Genomic DNA, 16,592 nt, shown 5'->3' on the forward strand with positions numbered 1-16,592 from the left:
TTACCTCAGCTGGATAGAGGGTCTGACTACGAATCAGAACGTCATAGGTTCGAATCCTATACGCCGCACCAATTGAACTTGAAGCCTCCGGCAACGGGGGCTTTTCTTTTATGTCGCCGCTGCATGGATTCGAACCTCGGTCGAGGCGCGGGCGTGAAGCGGACGATTTCTTATCGACTCGTGTAAGATTCCGAGTAGGTATCGCGGCCCATCCGCGACCACTCCTTCTCTCAACGACCGATCAGGGTGATATTTCGTGGCAGAGCGTCCGACATACAAGCTCAGGTTTCTCGATCCCAAGAAGCGCTTTCCGGCGATACCCGAGCAGCCTGCGGGACGCTCATATGGCGTGGTCTGGAAACTCTTTGGCGAGGATCAGCATGAATCTTGTTATGTCGTCGAGTTCGTTGGCAAAAGTCATGTGTCGCTTTTGGGCTACGTAAGCGTTTCGGGTGAGGTGTACAAGGTGGACCGCCCCGTCAGCGAGGCTCCGCTGCCCAACGATCCCGACATGGAACTGGTCCTTGACGAGTCGGACTCCAGTATTGGTGAGATTATGGTAAGGGAAGCCAACGGTGCAATGCACGCATGTGCGCAAACTGTCGGTTCTCCCGAAGGCCCCATGCGCGAGCGGTCCGACCACGAGACATGGAATTCGATCCGCGCCCTTCCTTACGGCGAGTTCATGGCATCGATGTTCCTGCGCTACGTGATATTTGCCAACTCCGAAAGCGCTATTGCGAACACGGCGGGCGTCGACGGTCTCGATGCGGACATGCAAAACTTTGTCGACAAAATAAAGCTCGTAAAGCTGCCCGAGCCGGTCGAGGTGTTTTTGGGCTTTAACACGGCACCGCTCCCCGATGCTATCGAGACGCTGCTTTACCGCGTTGACCATGCCGAGAATCCGAGTGGTATCGAGCGTTATGCCGCCGCCCTTATGAGCGAGGTCGACTTGCCCCGTTTGCGCACCATTGCCGCAAGTCAGAAATGAGCCTAGCGCGCATCGACCGGTCAAAGTTGTTCTATCTCAATTTTGATCGTAGCCTGTTGGACCAGGACGAGATTGACATGCTGCTTGCCATCGAGTGCCGTCTCAACCGCCTCTCCGGCATCCTTGAGCGCATCGGGGCCGGATTGGCCCCTGCGGCATCCTCGCCGAGCCTTGAGGGCTGCGCGCTCTTTGATGCGTGGCATATCGCCAAGACGACCAACGATGTTCCCCGACTGCTCGATACGGCTTCGAGCGATAACCCGTGGGCCAAGCCGGGAACGGTTTCGTGCCAGCCTGGCGGCGAGTGGGACGTGCGCACCCGTTTTGCGCGAATCGTTGAGGCGCTCAACGTGGTCACGCGGCTCGATTATACCTATCGGGCAAACGTTGCCGAGGGGATTATGCTCGTTCGGTTTGGGCAGTCTGTCGTTGATGCCATGCTGCAACGTGAATACGACGCTCAGGATGACGCCTGGCGCGAGCTGGACGAGGACACGCGCGCGATCTGGGCCGCGGAGCACGATGCGCGCGTGGCACTCACGCTTGCGGCAGCGTGTTTTGCCGCGGGCACCTGCATCACGCGCTGCTATGTGCAGATTGCTGCTCCCGACAGTGAGCAGGGCGAGCGCGTTGTTGCAACGTATTTCTTTGGGCGCGCGGCCTATCTGGCCGATTGCGTGCCTGTCGCCAAGGATCTTGAGAGCATGGACATGGACGATATGCCGTGCAAGCGTGTGCTTGAGGCGTATGAGTCAACCGCTCCGGAGACGATTGAGCCTGCGGAGGTTCATGCTCGTCCGCGTGATGACCATCGCACGCTGCCGCCGGCGCTGCGCGATCTGCTGCTTGCCGATACGGCTGACGAGTTGGAGGTCATGGAAGAGGACGACGACCCATACGTGGCCCGTGTTGTTGAATTGCGCGAGCAGGCAAAAGTAGACCGTACAGGTGCTTTTGAAGGCTTTTCCCGTCTTGTCGAGGAGTTGGAGGCTAAGTGCACTGTCGCCGAGCTTTTGGCGACAGGTCCGGTTCAAACGCAGTTTTGCGATAACCAGCTGGTGCGCATGGTGTTACCGGTATTGGAAGAAGACGACTCTGTGCGAATCCTTCGTGCGCCCGATGCGCTGTACTTTGCCCAGCACGAGATCTGCAGCTTTTACGCCGAGCAAGAGGACTTTGAACGAGCACTGCCCGAGGTGCGCCATCTTTACGATCTGGCGCGCTCGTCCATGCAATCGCACTTTGCGCTCATCAACGTGCTTGCGCGTCTGGAGCGCTTTGACGAGATTATCGAGGTGGCGCGCCACGGCCTACGTATTGCCAGCGATCGTTCTGCAATTGGCTACCTGTTCTATCGCTTGGCGTTTGCCTATTGGAATTGCGATCAGCTCGACCTAGCGCTGGCTTGTTACCGTCTAGTGCCGCGCGGCGAGGAGTCGGGCAGCAGCGCGCTGGAAGAAATGCAGGGCCTTATGAACGAGATGGGCGTCAGCGAGCCTCCGACGTTCGAAGAAGCGGTTGAGACCATCCACAAGGCTGGACTCGAGCTGCCGCCAGTGTCCGCCGTGACGAATCAGCTGGCAGATGCCGCTGTTCAACTGGTCGACAACGGCTTCTTTTTCCTGGCACGCGGTTGCATCTTCCAAATGTGGCGCACTATGGGCAACGACGAGCTCGGCTCCCTCAACCGCTCGCTGGGGTAGGGGCGATATAGAGGGGCCGCACCGCGCTATTTGTATCGGCGCGGGCGGGAGGACCCGACAGAATCGGTAAGGCATAAAGCCGCCGAGCCTGCTAAAACTGTTAAACTCTGCTAAAGTTGCTAAACTTTGTTAAAGTTGTTAAAACTGGCAGAGGAGGTCGAATGTCAAAAGCTATTAATCCCTTTAAGCCAACAGCGGGCATGAATCCACCTGAGCTTATCGGACGCGACGCTGTTTTGGATGACTTTGCCGAAGCTCTTGAGAATGGCCCTGGTGCCCCCGATCGACTCATGCGCATCTCGGGTGTCCGAGGCACGGGTAAAACGGTGCTCCTCAACGCATTGGGCGATCTTGCGCGCAAAAAAGGATTCGAGGTTGTCGACGTCGCCTCAAATGCCGGTTTTTGCGACAGAATTCTCGAGGCTCTGCAGCGAAATGTTCGTCTTGCATCAATGTCGATTTCCCCATCGATTTTAGGAGTCAGCCTTGGCTCCGTAGAGCTGTCGAAGTCAGCCTCTCATCTGGGGGAGGCGATGTACGATGCCGCGAAGCGAGGTGGTTTGCTCATCACACTCGATGAGATTCAGGACGCCTCAACTGAGGAAATGCGCGAGCTGGGTAATGAAATGCAGCTCTTGATTCGCCAAGGGGCGAATGTCGCCTTTGCATTCGCTGGTTTGCCAACCTCGGTGGATGGCGTGGTGGTGGATGATACGTTGACGTTCCTTCAGAGGGCGAAGCATATCGAGCTCACGCGGCTTTCAGATTTTGAAGTCGGCGGATCGTTTGAGGATACGATGAGGCGTGCGGGCAAGGAACTCGACGAAGGCGTTGCTGAGCTTTTAACAAAGGCTTCGGCAGGCTATCCCTTTATGGTCCAGTTGGTCGGATATTACGCTTGGCAGGTTGCTGCGCGCAGCGGGTCGGAGAGCGTGAGTGAAGAGGCGGCTCGCAAGGGTGTCCAGGCGGCTCTTGATAGTTTCAATGCCATGGTGATTGCCCCCGCGCTGCGCAGGGTGTCGGAGCGGCAGTTTCAATATCTCGCGGCGATGGCGCAATGCGAAGGCGGCGAGATTACGAACGGTGATATTGCCAAAAAGATGGGATTGCCGGCGAATAAAGTCGGGTCGTATCGCAAACGTCTGATCGATACGGGACTGATTGAGCCTGCCGGCTACGGCTGTGTTTCGTTTGCAATTCCGTACATGCGCGATTATCTGTTGGAGACCATTCGAGCGGACTAATAAAGACTGGAGGCATCGACGCCGCCGCTGTGGTTGCCCCCGCATCTTTGTCTCAATCTGTAACATCTAGAGGGGATTACGGCATGCAGGTGTTTCAGATTGAGACATTTGCGGATGGCGCTGACTGTTTGTCTAAATCTGTAACATCTGGACGAAGATTCGGCCTGTAACTGTTACAAATTGAGATGATTGGCTGAGACGTCTACTGGCAAATCGGAATCGCTCCAAAATTCCCCCTTGCCCATCCTTGGCTGTTTGGTTACTATAGAACGGCTGTTACGGAGAGCTGACCGAGAGGCCGAAGGTGCTCGCCTGCTAAGCGAGTATGCCCCAAAAGGGCATCTGGGGTTCGAATCCCCAGCTCTCCGCCAGTTTAACTTTAAAGAAGGGTCCCATCGGGGGCCCTTTTTTATTATCGAGAAAGGGCGCTGGGGATTCGAACCCGAGAGGGCACGGGCGTTAAGCAAACGCGAAAGCGTTTGTAGCCCGTGGGCGAAAAGCCGCCAGGCTTTGAAGCCGGAGGGCATGCGTAGCATGCCCGGACATCCCCAGCTCTCCGCCAGTACGAATTTGAAGAAGGGTCCCATTTGGGGCCCTTTTTTTGTGTGGAGAAAGGAGGCTGGGGATTCGAACCCTCAAAAAGGAGGCATCCTTTCGGACACCTCCTTTCAGCGAGTGTATTGTTCTTCGATCTTACATCTCGGGCGCCTTGGCGACGGTCTCGCTTTCTGCCGTGAGTGGGCGGTTGTCGATGCGGCGGCCCAGGCGGTCGAGCTTCACAAGGAGCCACTCAATGGGATTCGGCCCTGCGCCTTTCTCGTCAGCAACCAGGTCCATGACGGCGATCTTGGTGCCGTCCTGCTTGAGTGTAACGCTGCCCACCTTGTCGCCCACATGCACCGTGCCCGAAAGATCGTCGTAGCTAACCTTTTCGGTCACCTCGCCGGCAAGAGAAAACACGGTCGCTTGCGCCGTGGGATCGGCGAGCGTGGCGTCGATTGTCTTATCCGTCCAGTCGGTTTGACTAATGCGCGCCATAAGCGGGTTGCCGTTGACGGTCTTTTCTTGCGTGTTGGCGATTGCGACCGTCACCTTGTGGTCGTAGTACCAGTTGGCAAGGGCGGCGGTATCGGTAAAGCGCTGATCGGTGGTGGTGGAGTTCAAAATAACGGTGTAGATCTCGTCGCCGTCGCGGTTGTAGGCGCTCGTAAAGCAATAGCCTGCATCGTCGGTGGTGCCAGTCTTGCCACCGATGTTGCCATCTTGGCCCAGCAAATTGTTATGCGTGTCCATGGAATGCGAATGGTCGGTGCCGTCGGCGCCCGTGACCTCGATCCAGGAATCCTCGCTCGCTACGACCTCGCGGATCGTGTCGTTTTTCATGGCCTCCTGCATCATCAGCGCCACGTCGTGTGCGGTTGAGTGCATATCGCCAGCCCACTCATCAAAGTCCAGACCATGCGGGTTTTCAAAAAGCGTACCGGTGCAGCCGAGCTTCTTAGCGCGCTCGTTCATGGCCTTCACAAATGTGGCCTCGGTGTCTTTGGTCTTAGGGTCGATCTTCTTGCCCACATATTCGGCGAGCACGATGGCGGCGTCGTTGCCCGAGGGAATCATCAGGCCGCGCAGCGCCTGCTCCACGGTAAGCTCGTCGCCTTCGAGCAAGCCGGCGGTCGAATTACCCACGGTGGCTGCGGCGTTGCTCACCGTGACCTTCTCGTCCATCTTGCAATTCTCGACGGTTAGGATTGCGGTCATGACCTTGGTGATCGAGGCAATCTTGACCTGCTCATCGGCGCCGCGCCCATAGTAGACGGTGCCGTCTTTGCCCATGACGAGGGCATTGGTCGCATCGATATCGGGCAGGTTTTCGGCCGTGATGCCGCGCGCATCGGCGGTTTTGCCGCAAACATTGTCGGTCGTGAGCACTTGGGCGCCGGCGACGGTGGGCGCGCCAGCGGCAAGGGCGATAGCGCAGACAAAGCCGGCGGCAAGCTGGGCTGAGCGCTTTGCAAAAGAGGTGAGGGACTTCACAGATTTCGCTTTCGACGGGATGGTCTCTTCTGGAACTAGAGTATATCGTTTGCCGGCGTCGACGATCATCGCGTGCGTGCGTGGCCCACATCCGCGCCCGAACGGGCACAAGGGTGCTTAAGGCCGACTTAATCACCCACGCTTGTTGTGTGTGGCGTGCGTCGCCTCGGGCATAATGGAGCGCGAGAGGAGCACGCATGAACGAGCGCATACTGGTAGTTGATGACGAGAAGGCCATCGCCGACTTGGTTGGTATCTACCTTACAAAAGAGGGCTTTGATGTCCAGATTGCCTATAGCGGGGCCGATGCTGCCAAGGCAATCTTGGAGCAGGAGTTCGATTTGGCGCTGCTGGATGTCATGCTGCCCGATATCGATGGATTTGTGCTGCTGCGTACGATCCGTTCCAGCCATACCTATCCTGTGATCATGCTGACGGCGCGCGATGCCCAGCAAGACAAGATCGAGGGCCTTTCGCTTGGTGCGGACGATTACGTGGTTAAGCCGTTCCGCCCGCTGGAGCTCATCGCGCGTGTGCACGCTCAGCTTCGCCGCTACACCAGCTACGGTAGCCGTGCGCAGGCGGCCGAGTCGCCGACCATTCAGCTCGACGGCTTGGAGATCAACCGCGATGCTCGTTCCGTAACGGTGGACGGTTCACCGGTACGCCTCACACCCACCGAGTATTCAATCTTGCTGTATCTGGTCGAGCATCGCGGCAGCGTGGTGGCCGTGGAGGACCTGTTCCGCGCGGTATGGAACGAGGACTTTATGTCCGGCTCCAACAATACGGTGATGGTGCATATTCGCCACTTGCGCGAAAAGATCGGCGACGACGCACAAAAGCCACGCTTTATCAAAAACGTCTGGGGCGTCGGCTACATCATCGAATAACGCTTTTCGCTTGTGAGGATCTTGATATGACAAAAGACGATAGGCAAGCGTTCGAGGTGCCCGATCGGCTCTTTGAATACGTGAGGTCGGTCGTCGACAACCGCGCGCTTGCAACGGTGCTGCTCTTTTTGCTGAGCCTGCTGCTGATTGGCATCGACAACATCGTCGGAATCTTGGCGGTGCTGCTTGTTGGCTTTTTGCTGATCGATCGATTTGAGATTGTGTGCCGCTGCGTGGTGATTGGCGGCGCCGCGTGGGCCATGACGTTGGCGATTGGCGCCATGGCGCTCGGCGGCATCGAAGGGCCGGTGCTGTTTGATGTCGGCTTTGTATTCAACATGCTTGGCTTTGTGCTGGCGCTTGCCGTGTGCGTGCTGTTCTTGTGCGGCCGCGCCCTGTACTACCAGGGCTACGAGCAGGGCGAGCAGCATGCCGATTGTGTGCTGGCTGTTCGTATTCAAGATCGCCTGATCGATCACCCCGACACCTGGGACAACATCGACGGCGACTTCTTGGAGGTCGAGGGCGCCCTTAACCGCGTGCGTGACCGTGAGCGCAAGGTGCAGCAAGCTCTGCGTGACGAGTCGCATCGCAAGGACGATCTGGTCACGTACTTGGCACATGACCTACGCACCCCGCTTGCCAGTGTGGTGGGCTATCTTTCGCTGCTGCAAGAGGCTCCTGAGCTGCCGGTTGAGCAACGTGCGCACTTTACGGGCGTGGCGCTCGACAAGGCGCACCGGCTCGATGCGCTCATCGAAGAGTTCTTCGATATCACGCGCTTTGACTTCCACGATATCGTGCTCACGCGCGGCTATGTTGATCTGGGGTTGCTGCTGGCTCAGGTGGCTGACGAGTTCTATCCCATCCTCAACGAGCAGCATAAGGAAGCCCAAGTTGATATTCGCGAGGACCTGACGGTGCTCGTGGATGGCGACAAGATGGCCCGCGTGTTCAACAACATCATGAAAAACGCCGTCGCCTATAGCTATGAGGGCTCGACTATCACGATTGAGGCCGGGCGCCAAGACGATGGCGGCGTGCGCGTGCGCTTTATCAATCAGGGCGATCCTATCCCTGCGGCTAAGCTCAAGGTGATCTTTGAGAAGTTCTATCGCCTGGATGCGGCGCGTGCGACCAATCGCGGCGGCGCTGGACTGGGGCTTGCCATCGCCAAGGAGATCGTATGCGCGCACGGCGGTACCATCGCATGCGAATCGACGCCCGAACACACGATATTCACCATCGAGCTGCCCGCCGCATAGCCAGCGTGCCCTTACAAACACTTGACAATGTGCTCACGTGCGTATGAGCCACGATTCCTACTATCGATACTGCTGAATTGATATCGATATGGAGGTATGCGGTATGACGGCTGCTGCGGCGATGGAGCCTACAGAGCTTGAGGAGCTCATGGAGGCGCAGGCTGAGGCCGCGCACGAGCGCGAGGTTGGGGATGCGACTCGCCCCACGGCAGAGGATCTTGCCGCCTCGCCGACGCGCATCGACGTCGAGGGCCTCGACCTGTTCTATGGCGACCATCATGCGCTCAAGGACGTGAATATCAAGATCCGCGACAAGCAGATCACCTCGTTCATCGGGCCTTCGGGCTGCGGAAAGTCAACGTTGCTGCGCTGCTTTAACCGCATGAACGACGGCATCAAGGATTGCCGCATCGAGGGCAAGATTGCGCTCGATGGTCAAGATATCCTGGGCGATTACGACATCTGCCGCCTTCGCCAGCGCGTGGGCATGGTGTTTCAGCGCCCCAACCCGTTTCCCATGAGCATCTACGACAACGTCGCGTACGGTCCTCGCGGCATGGGAGTGCGTGACCGCGTCGTGCTCGATGAGCTGGTCGAGGACTCCCTGCGTCGCGCTGCCCTGTGGGACGAGGTCAAGGACAAGCTCAAAGAGTCGGGCCTGGGTCTTTCGGGTGGACAGCAGCAGCGCCTGTGCATCGCCCGCGCGCTTGCCGTGCAGCCCGACATTCTGCTGATGGACGAGCCGACCTCGGCACTCGACCCTGTGTCGACGCTGGTGGTTGAGCAGCTGGCCTGCGAGCTCAAGGAGACATGCACGCTCGTGGTCGTGACGCACAACATGCAGCAGGCCGCGCGTATTTCCGATTCGGTCGCGTTTTTCTTGCTGGGTGAGTTGGTGGAGCACGCGCCCACCGCGCAGCTCTTTAAAAATCCGACCGATCCGCGCACGGCGGATTATTTGACGGGACGTTTTGGCTGATACCATCTAGTAAAGGTACCTTTAGGGTTAAGATGCGGTCATGCCGGCCGCAAAGGGGTTCAACATGATCTATTACGTCGAGGACGATGACAACATCAGGGATTTGACGGTCTATGCGCTGCGCAAGCAGGGAATCGAGGCCGAGGGCTTTTCGTGCGACGGTGAGTTTAAGGCTGCCGTGGCGCGACGGGTACCCGATGCCGTCCTGCTCGACATCATGCTGCCCGATACCGATGGCTTGGCGATTATGCGTCGACTGCGTGCCGATCGCCTGACGGCGACGGTGCCCATCATGATGCTTACCGCCAAGGATACCGAGCTCGACAAGGTGATGGCGCTCGATGGCGGTGCCGACGATTACCTGACTAAGCCGTTTTCGCTCATGGAGCTCGCCAGCCGCTGCCGCGCACTGCTGCGTCGCGGCGGCATGGTCAAACAGGCAAGCGATGTGCTCAGCGTGGGCGACATCGTGCTCTCGCCCAGCCATCGTGAGGTGACTGTTGCCGGCGAGTCGCTTAAGCTCACCCTGCGCGAGTTCGACCTGCTCGAGTACCTCATGCGCAAGCCCGGCGTGGTCTTTACCCGCGAGTCGTTGCTGCAGAGCGTGTGGGGCTGGGACTTCGACGGCGGTTCGCGCACCGTCGACGTGCACGTGCAGACGCTTCGCCAAAAACTGGGCGAGCATGCCAGCGCCATCGAGACCGTGCGCGGCGTGGGCTACCGCTTGGCCGAGCCTTCTGCTGGTGATGGTGCCGAAGGTGACGACACCGCGGCCACCGCATCGGAGGAGTAACCCGTGGTCTTCGCCCCCCAGGGAAAACATACGCTGTCGCACCGCGTTTTTGTGACAATCTTTGTCTGTGCCATGGCGGTTATCGTGGCGTTTACGGTGCTGGGTGCGTTCTTTGTGCAAAACACCTTGGCGGATGCCACGAGTGCCAATCTGGCGCAGGAAACCGAGCTCATTGCTGCCGCCCTCGACGAGCAGCAGGAGCCCATCCCGTTCTTGCGTAGCCTCGATCGCGAGGACTTGCGCATCACGCTGATTAACAAGGATGGATCGGTTGCCTACGACAACGAGGCGTCGCCTTCCACACTGCCCAACCACGGCGATCGCCCCGAGGTCATCGAGGCCTTTGAGAATGGTTCGGGTTCCGCGGAGCGCGCAAGCTCTACGCTCGACGAGATTATGCTGTATCGCGCCGTCGCCCTTGATAACGGCCAGGTTGTCCGCTTGGCGCAGGCCCAGCCTGGCGTTGCGGCGATTTTGCTGTCGATGGTGGCGCCGATGCTGCTTATCGCGGCAGCGGGTGCGGTACTCTCGTTTTTTATGGCGCGCCGCGAGTCCCGTGCCATCATCGCGCCTTTGCAAGAGGTGGATTTGGACCACCCACGCCGTAGCTATGAGCACGCCTATGCCGAGATGGTCCCCATGCTTGAGCGTATTGAGTCGCAGCGCCAGGAGCTCAAGCGCCAAATGGCGGTGCTAGCGGACAACGACCGTATGCGCCGCGAGTTCACGGCGAATATCACTCATGAGCTCAAGACGCCGCTTACGGCGATTTCGGGTTATGCCGAGCTCATCGCAAACGGCATGGTCGAGGGCGAGGACGACCTGCGCAACTTTGGCGGTCGCATCTATCGTGAGGCGGGCCGTTTGGCGGCGCTTGTCAACGACATCCTTACGCTGTCTAACTTGGACGAGGCCGAGCGTGCAACTGAGGGCGAGGCGGTGCCCATTGGGTCCACGGAGCCTATTGAGTTCTCGCGTGTCATCTACGCGGTTGAGCAGCGTCTTGAACAGGTCGCCCGTCAGGCGAATGTGACGATAAGTCATGAGACCAAGCCTGTGGTCATCGAGGGCGTGTCGCGCTTGATTGACGAGCTCATCTATAATCTGGCAAGCAACGCCATCCGCTACAATCGACCCGGCGGTACGGTTACGCTGCAGTGCGGCACCAACGACGAAGGCCATCCGTTCCTTGCGGTCGCCGACACGGGAATCGGTATCGCGCCTGAAGAACAGGGCAAGGTATTTGAGCGGTTCTATCGCGTGGACAAGAGTAGGTCCAAGGCGCGCGGCGGAACCGGTCTGGGGCTTGCCATTGTCAAGCATGCGGCCCTGTATCATCACGCCACGCTCGATCTGTCGAGCGAGTTGGGCGTGGGAACCACCATTACGGTGACGTTTCCCATACAGCAGGACGAGCCATTCGCATAGCGATACAACATAGGTATTGATGTAGACGCCGCATTTGACTTTCGGGTGCGGCGTTGTTGTGCAATTTTACGATTGCTTCCGACATTTTTACAGGAGAGCCTGTTTCTTATGTATAGAGTTTGGTCTCGGTAAAAAGATGCGATAACATACGGACAGTTTTGTCAATCTGAACTGGGGAAATGAAAGGCAAGCTGCATGACCCTTCTCGAACTGTTCCAGCTGCTGAAGAAGCACCTTAAGCTGGTCATCACCCTTCCGGTGGTCTGCGCGATCGCCATGGGCATCGTGTCCTTCGTTGCGATGGACAACACCTACACCGCGACGACGAGCATGTACATTCTCGCCAAAACCGACGATAGCGGTCAGATGAGCTACAACGATCTCTCGGCGAGCCAGATGCTTTCCAACGATATCGCCACGCTGCTGGATAGCGATAGCGTTAAGAGCGGTGCTGCCAATGAGCTGGGCCTTGCTGACCTGGATGACTACAAGGTGTCTGTTTCCTCCGAGACCACCACGCGTGTCATTACGCTTTCGGTTACCGGCACCGATGCCAAGGAGACGGCTAAGGTCGCAAAGGCCATGGCCAGCTCGGTGAGTACGGTCGCTCAGAACGTCGGCGCTGCCCAGAGCATCAACGTTATCGACGAGGCTAAGACTCCCGAAGTCCCCAGCGGCCCCAAGCGTATGCTGTACGTTGCTGTCGCGTTCCTCGCGGGCATCTTTATCGCAGTTGCCTATGTCGTTTTGGCAGACATGCTCAACACCCGCATCCGCGGTGCCGAAGAGGCAGAAGAGCTCCTGGGCATTCCCGTTGTTGGCCGAATTCCGGCTATGAAAGGTGGTAAATAGGCATGGCTAAGGCAAAGAACACCGATAAGCTCGTTGTACAGAATGCCGCCAAGACCCTTCTGGCCAACATCCGCTTTGCGAGCGTGGACGACCCCATTCGCACCATCACCGTTACGTCCTCGATTCCCAACGAGGGCAAGTCTACGGTTTCCATCAACCTTGCCCAGGCTATCGCCACCAGCGGCAAGAGCGTCCTGCTGGTCGAGGCTGATATGCGTCGCAGGTCCCTTGCCGATATGCTCGGCGTCCGCTCCCGCGGCGGACTCTATGCAGTCCTTTCCGAGCAGGTTTCTATTGACCAGGCGATTGTCGAGACGGGTCAGAAGAACTTCTACTTCCTCGATGCCGAGCCGCATATTCCCAATCCTGCCGACATCATCGTCTCTCACCGCTTTGCCAAGCTGGTAAAGGCACTGTCCGCCAAGTTCCAGTACGTCATCTTTGATGCTCCCCCGGTCGGCACCTTCATCGATGCTGCCGAGATCGCAAGTCTGACCGACGGTGCGCTTTTTGTCGTGCGTGAGGACTTCACCAAGCGCGAGGAGGCGCTCAACGCTATCGGTCAGCTTAAGAAGTCCGAGAAGGTCAAGCTCATCGGTACCGTTATGAACTACTGCGAGACCGAGACCAGCGAGTACTACTACTCCTACTACACCAAGGACGGTAAGAAGGTGAAGAAGGGCTCCGACGATCAGGGGACTTCCAAAAAGGGCATCTTCACCAACCGAGCAAACGTTTAGTTGATTAAGGCTGACCTATGCGTGACATTCATTGCCATATCTTGCCGGGTGTAGACGACGGCGCCGCCGATCTCGATGAGAGCTTGGCGATGCTCGAGGCTGCCAAGCGGGCCGGTGTAACCAGAATCGTTTGCACTCCTCACTGCCGTGATCCCTATTTTGATTACGACAAGATGTGGGATGCCTTTGAGCTGCTGCGTGATAACGCTGACGGTTTTCCGCTCCAGATGGGCTTCGAGGTCAACCATCGAAAGCTCGTTGAGCTTGGTATCGATGCCGCGGAGCACTTGCATTTCGATGGGACCAACGAGTTTCTGCTCGAGCTTTCGACGCATGCCGATGCGTATGCGTTTAGAGAGTACGAGAACACGATTTACGATTTGCAGTGCCGTGGTTACCAGGTGATTATCGCTCATCCTGAGCGCTATCGTGCGGTTCAAAAGGATGTAAGCGTGGCGGAGCGCCTGGTCGATATGGGCTGCAAGCTGCAGGCTTCGGCGGACTTTATTGCCGGCGGTCGCTTTGGTCGCGAGAAAAAGCCGGCACAGCGCCTGTTCGATCAGAACCTGTACAGCTTCATCGCGAGCGATGCCCATAACGTGGGTCATTACGACTGCCTGGCGAAGGCTCGCGCGAAGTTTAGCGTGCGCGGAGCTCATTTTCGCTAATATCTGTCCCTAACGTTCGCATTGAATGAAAGGGCAGCCATGGATATCCAACTTAAGACGGGATGCTTTGATGACGCGGCGTTGGTGCGCCGCGTCGTTTTTATAGACGAGCAGGGCTACGAGAATGAGTTCGACGCTATCGACGAGGATCCGAACTGCATTCATGTGACGCTCTATGTAGACGGCGAGCTTGCCGGTTGCTCGCGCGTGTTTCCCGAAGAGCTTGAGCGCGCGGCAGATTCAGAGGCTCCGGTTTCGCCGTCGTGCGATTTGGACGAAGGCGTCGCAGCGGGGGAGACCTATATTATGGGGCGCGTGGCTGTGCTGCCGAGCATGCGCCGTCGCGGTCTGGCGAGTGCGATCGTCGATGCCAGTGCTTTGTGTGCACGCGATGCCGGCGCAAAGCTTATTAAGCTGCATGCGCAGGAATACGTGCTGCCGCTCTATGCAAAGGCGGGCTACACGCAAATTGCCCCGGTAGATTACGAAGACGAGGGCCAACCCCATGTCTGGATGGCCAAGCGCGTAGATGGCAGATAGGGACGTTCCTTTTCTGCCGGCGGTTGGGGACACTCCTTGGCAATTGACGCATTGGAGCGCTTAGACATACAGTTTTTCGATTCCGTATGTATATATGCGCGCTAATGGGTTATAAAATCTAAGTCTGAACATAGCAGGTCTGCGATTCGGCTCGGGCGACCGGGCCGTTTTTGCGGACGGGGGTAGCGCGAAAGGACTGCACATGCGTCAATTTAAGACCGAGAGCAAAAAACTGCTCGACCTCATGATCAACTCCATCTACACCAATAAGGAAATCTTCCTGCGCGAGCTTATCTCTAACGCGAGCGACGCCGTCGACAAGCTCAACTTTAAGAGCCTGCAGGACCCGAGCGTTAAGCTCGACCAAGGTGACCTTGCCATCCGCGTCTCTTTCGACAAGGATGCCCGCACCATCACGATCTCGGATAACGGCATTGGCATGACCGCCGAGGAGCTCGAGCGCAATCTGGGCACCATCGCCCATTCCGGCTCCGAGGAGTTTAAGACCGAGAACGCCGAGCAGCAGGGTTCGGATGTCGACATCATCGGCCAGTTTGGCGTGGGCTTCTACTCGGCTTTTATGGTCGCTAGCCATGTGAAGGTCGTCAGCCGCGCCTACGGCGAGGATGTCGCCCATGTGTGGGAATCCGACGGTCTTGAGGGCTACACCATCGAGGACGGCGAGCGTGCCGAGCACGGTACCGATGTCATCCTGACGCTGCGCGAGAACGAGAAGCTCGATGCCGACGGCGAGGCCGAGACCTACGATCGCTTCCTGACCGAGTGGGGCCTCAAGAGCCTAATTCAGCAGTACAGTAACTATGTGCGTTACCCGATCCAGATGATGGTGTCCAAGAGCCGCCAGAAGCCCAAGCCCGAGGATGCTGGCGATGACTACACGCCCGAGTACGAGGACTACCAGGAACTCGAGACCGTCAACTCCATGACGCCGATCTGGAAAAAGCGCAGCTCCGATGTCGAGCAGAAGGACTACGACGAGTTCTACAAGTCCACGTTCCACGACTTTGACGATCCTGCGCGCACCATCAGCTTCCATGCCGAGGGCACGCTCGAGTATGACGCCCTGCTGTTTGTGCCGGGCCGCGCCCCGTTCGATCTGTACAGCAAGGACTACGAGAAGGGCCTGGCGCTCTACAGCTCCAACGTGCTGATTATGGAGAAGTGCGACGACCTGCTGCCCGACTACTACAACTTTGTCCGCGGCGTCGTGGATTCCGCCGATGTGTCGCTCAACATCTCGCGTGAGACGCTGCAGCAGAACCGTCAGCTCAAGGCCATCGCCAAGCGTGTGGAAAAGAAGATCACCGCCGACCTTGAGGATATGCGTGACAACGACCGCGAGGCCTACGAGAAGTTCTTTGAGAACTTTGGCCGCGGTCTTAAGTACGGCATCTACTCGAGCTATGGCATGAAGGCCGATGAGCTCGCCGATCTGTTGCTGTTCTGGTCTGCCAAGGAACAGAAGATGATTACCCTGGCCGAGTATGCCAAGGGCATGCCCGAGGATCAGAAGGCCATCTACTACGCCGCCGGCGACTCGCGTGAGCGCTTGGCCAAGATGCCCGTGGTAAAGGGCGTGCTCGACCGCGGCTATGACGTGCTGCTGCTGACGCAGGACGTGGATGAGTTCACCTTCCAGGCTATGCGTGAGTACGTTGCCGCCGATATGCCCAAGATCTACGAGGACGATGCCGCCCGCGAGGCTGCCGAAAAGGCCGTGGCCGATGGTGCCGAGCCCGAGGTTGAGGATCGTCACCTGGAGCTCAAGAACGTCGCAACCGGTGATCTTGACCTGGCGACCGAGGACGAGAAAAAGGAGGCCGAGGACGCCACCAAGGAGAACGAGGACCTCTTTAACGCCATGAAGGAGGCACTCGGCGACAAGGTCGAGAAGGTTGCCGTCTCTGCGCGCCTGACCGATGCTCCCGCGTGCATCACCACCGAGGGCCCGCTTTCGCTCGAGATGGAGAAGGTGCTCCAGAAGGGTCCCGAGGGCGCGCCCGACGGTATGCCCAAGAGCCAGCGCGTGCTCGAGCTCAACGCCAAGCACCCGGTCTTTTCCAAGCTCGTCGCCGCTCAGAAGGCGGGCGACGCCGACAAGATCAAGCAGTACTCCGGTTTGCTCTATGACCAGGCCCTGCTGGTCGAGGGCATTCTGCCCGAGGACCCCGTTGCCTTCGCAGCAGCTGTTTGCAACTTGATGTAGTTAGGTATTTACGCGGTTTTACCAAACCGCGTAACGGCTCGACGCTGCCCTCAGGTCCGCCGTTCTAACGAACGGCGGACCAGTCGACGCTGCGCGGGCGCCAGAGCGAACAAATTGGCATGAAAAGAGGACGGCATAGACCTTCTGGTCATGCCGTCCTCTTTGAATGACAAGTTGTCGCTCTGGCGCCCGCTCGCTGGCATTGCCAAAACATCGACGTTGCCGTGGTCCT

Annotated in this window: 14 protein-coding genes and 1 tRNA gene; 14 read left to right on the top strand and 1 reads right to left on the bottom strand. The window is 58.1% G+C overall.

All coding sequences use genetic code 11. The features are described from left to right. Positions 1-256: 256 nt before the first annotated feature. The 4 genes from AB5202_RS03115 (at position 257) to AB5202_RS03130 (ending at position 4,312) form a co-directional block, all read left to right on the top strand. Positions 257-994, top strand: a complete 738-nt coding sequence (locus AB5202_RS03115) for a hypothetical protein (protein ID WP_368143566.1) — start codon at positions 257-259, stop codon at positions 992-994. A gap of 77 nt (positions 995-1,071) precedes the next feature. Next, positions 1,072-2,697: a hypothetical protein gene (locus AB5202_RS03120; RefSeq protein WP_368143567.1), complete on the top strand. Its 1,626-nt coding sequence runs from the start codon at positions 1,072-1,074 to the stop codon at positions 2,695-2,697. 161 nt (positions 2,698-2,858) lie between these two features. After that, positions 2,859-3,941 carry a DUF8462 domain-containing protein gene (locus tag AB5202_RS03125; protein WP_240128945.1) on the top strand — a complete coding sequence of 361 codons (1,083 nt, stop codon included), beginning with the start codon at positions 2,859-2,861 and terminating at the stop codon, positions 3,939-3,941. Positions 3,942-4,221: 280 nt separating this feature from the next. Beyond that, positions 4,222-4,312 (top strand) — tRNA-Ser (locus AB5202_RS03130). A gap of 322 nt (positions 4,313-4,634) precedes the next feature. Here the strand turns inward: AB5202_RS03130 and AB5202_RS03135 are convergent. Then, the gene (locus AB5202_RS03135; protein ID WP_368143569.1) at positions 4,635-5,975 is read right to left on the bottom strand and encodes a D-alanyl-D-alanine carboxypeptidase family protein; all 1,341 of its coding nucleotides are present in this window, start codon (positions 5,973-5,975) and stop codon (positions 4,635-4,637) included. A 197-nt stretch (positions 5,976-6,172) separates the two neighbouring features. On the opposite strand from AB5202_RS03135, the gene AB5202_RS03140 reads away from it, so the two are divergent. The 10 genes from AB5202_RS03140 to htpG all read left to right on the top strand — a co-directional run bounded on the left by AB5202_RS03140 (position 6,173) and on the right by htpG (position 16,360). Beyond that, positions 6,173-6,868: a response regulator transcription factor gene (locus tag AB5202_RS03140; protein WP_161145113.1), complete on the top strand. Its 696-nt coding sequence runs from the start codon at positions 6,173-6,175 to the stop codon at positions 6,866-6,868. A 26-nt stretch (positions 6,869-6,894) separates the two neighbouring features. Beyond that, positions 6,895-8,133 (top strand): sensor histidine kinase, encoded by a 1,239-nt coding sequence (locus tag AB5202_RS03145; protein ID WP_368143570.1) that lies wholly within the window; start codon positions 6,895-6,897, stop codon positions 8,131-8,133. Positions 8,134-8,236: 103 nt separating this feature from the next. Continuing rightward, positions 8,237-9,112: a phosphate ABC transporter ATP-binding protein PstB gene (pstB, locus tag AB5202_RS03150; RefSeq protein WP_368143572.1), complete on the top strand. Its 876-nt coding sequence runs from the start codon at positions 8,237-8,239 to the stop codon at positions 9,110-9,112. Between the two features lie 64 nt (positions 9,113-9,176). Next, complete coding sequence (locus tag AB5202_RS03155) at positions 9,177-9,905, top strand: response regulator transcription factor (RefSeq protein WP_050766101.1); 729 nt, start codon at positions 9,177-9,179, stop codon at positions 9,903-9,905. A 3-nt stretch (positions 9,906-9,908) separates the two neighbouring features. Beyond that, a complete protein-coding gene (locus AB5202_RS03160) occupies positions 9,909-11,333 on the top strand; it encodes a sensor histidine kinase (RefSeq protein ID WP_368143573.1) in 1,425 nt (474 codons plus the stop codon). A 195-nt stretch (positions 11,334-11,528) separates the two neighbouring features. Then, the gene (locus AB5202_RS03165; RefSeq protein WP_161160361.1) at positions 11,529-12,185 is read left to right on the top strand and encodes a YveK family protein; all 657 of its coding nucleotides are present in this window, start codon (positions 11,529-11,531) and stop codon (positions 12,183-12,185) included. Positions 12,186-12,187: 2 nt separating this feature from the next. Next, the gene (locus AB5202_RS03170; RefSeq protein ID WP_035136836.1) at positions 12,188-12,925 is read left to right on the top strand and encodes a CpsD/CapB family tyrosine-protein kinase; all 738 of its coding nucleotides are present in this window, start codon (positions 12,188-12,190) and stop codon (positions 12,923-12,925) included. Positions 12,926-12,942: 17 nt separating this feature from the next. Continuing rightward, positions 12,943-13,593 (top strand): tyrosine-protein phosphatase, encoded by a 651-nt coding sequence (locus AB5202_RS03175; protein ID WP_022094060.1) that lies wholly within the window; start codon positions 12,943-12,945, stop codon positions 13,591-13,593. A gap of 39 nt (positions 13,594-13,632) precedes the next feature. Beyond that, positions 13,633-14,133, top strand: coding sequence for a GNAT family N-acetyltransferase (locus AB5202_RS03180; protein ID WP_368143574.1), 501 nt, complete (start codon positions 13,633-13,635; stop codon positions 14,131-14,133). A gap of 202 nt (positions 14,134-14,335) precedes the next feature. Continuing rightward, the gene (htpG, locus tag AB5202_RS03185; protein WP_368143575.1) at positions 14,336-16,360 is read left to right on the top strand and encodes a molecular chaperone HtpG; all 2,025 of its coding nucleotides are present in this window, start codon (positions 14,336-14,338) and stop codon (positions 16,358-16,360) included. Positions 16,361-16,592: the final 232 nt, after the last annotated feature.

It is taken from the genome of Collinsella aerofaciens (assembly GCF_040915545.1).
GTDB lineage: Bacteria > Actinomycetota > Coriobacteriia > Coriobacteriales > Coriobacteriaceae > Collinsella > Collinsella aerofaciens_BE.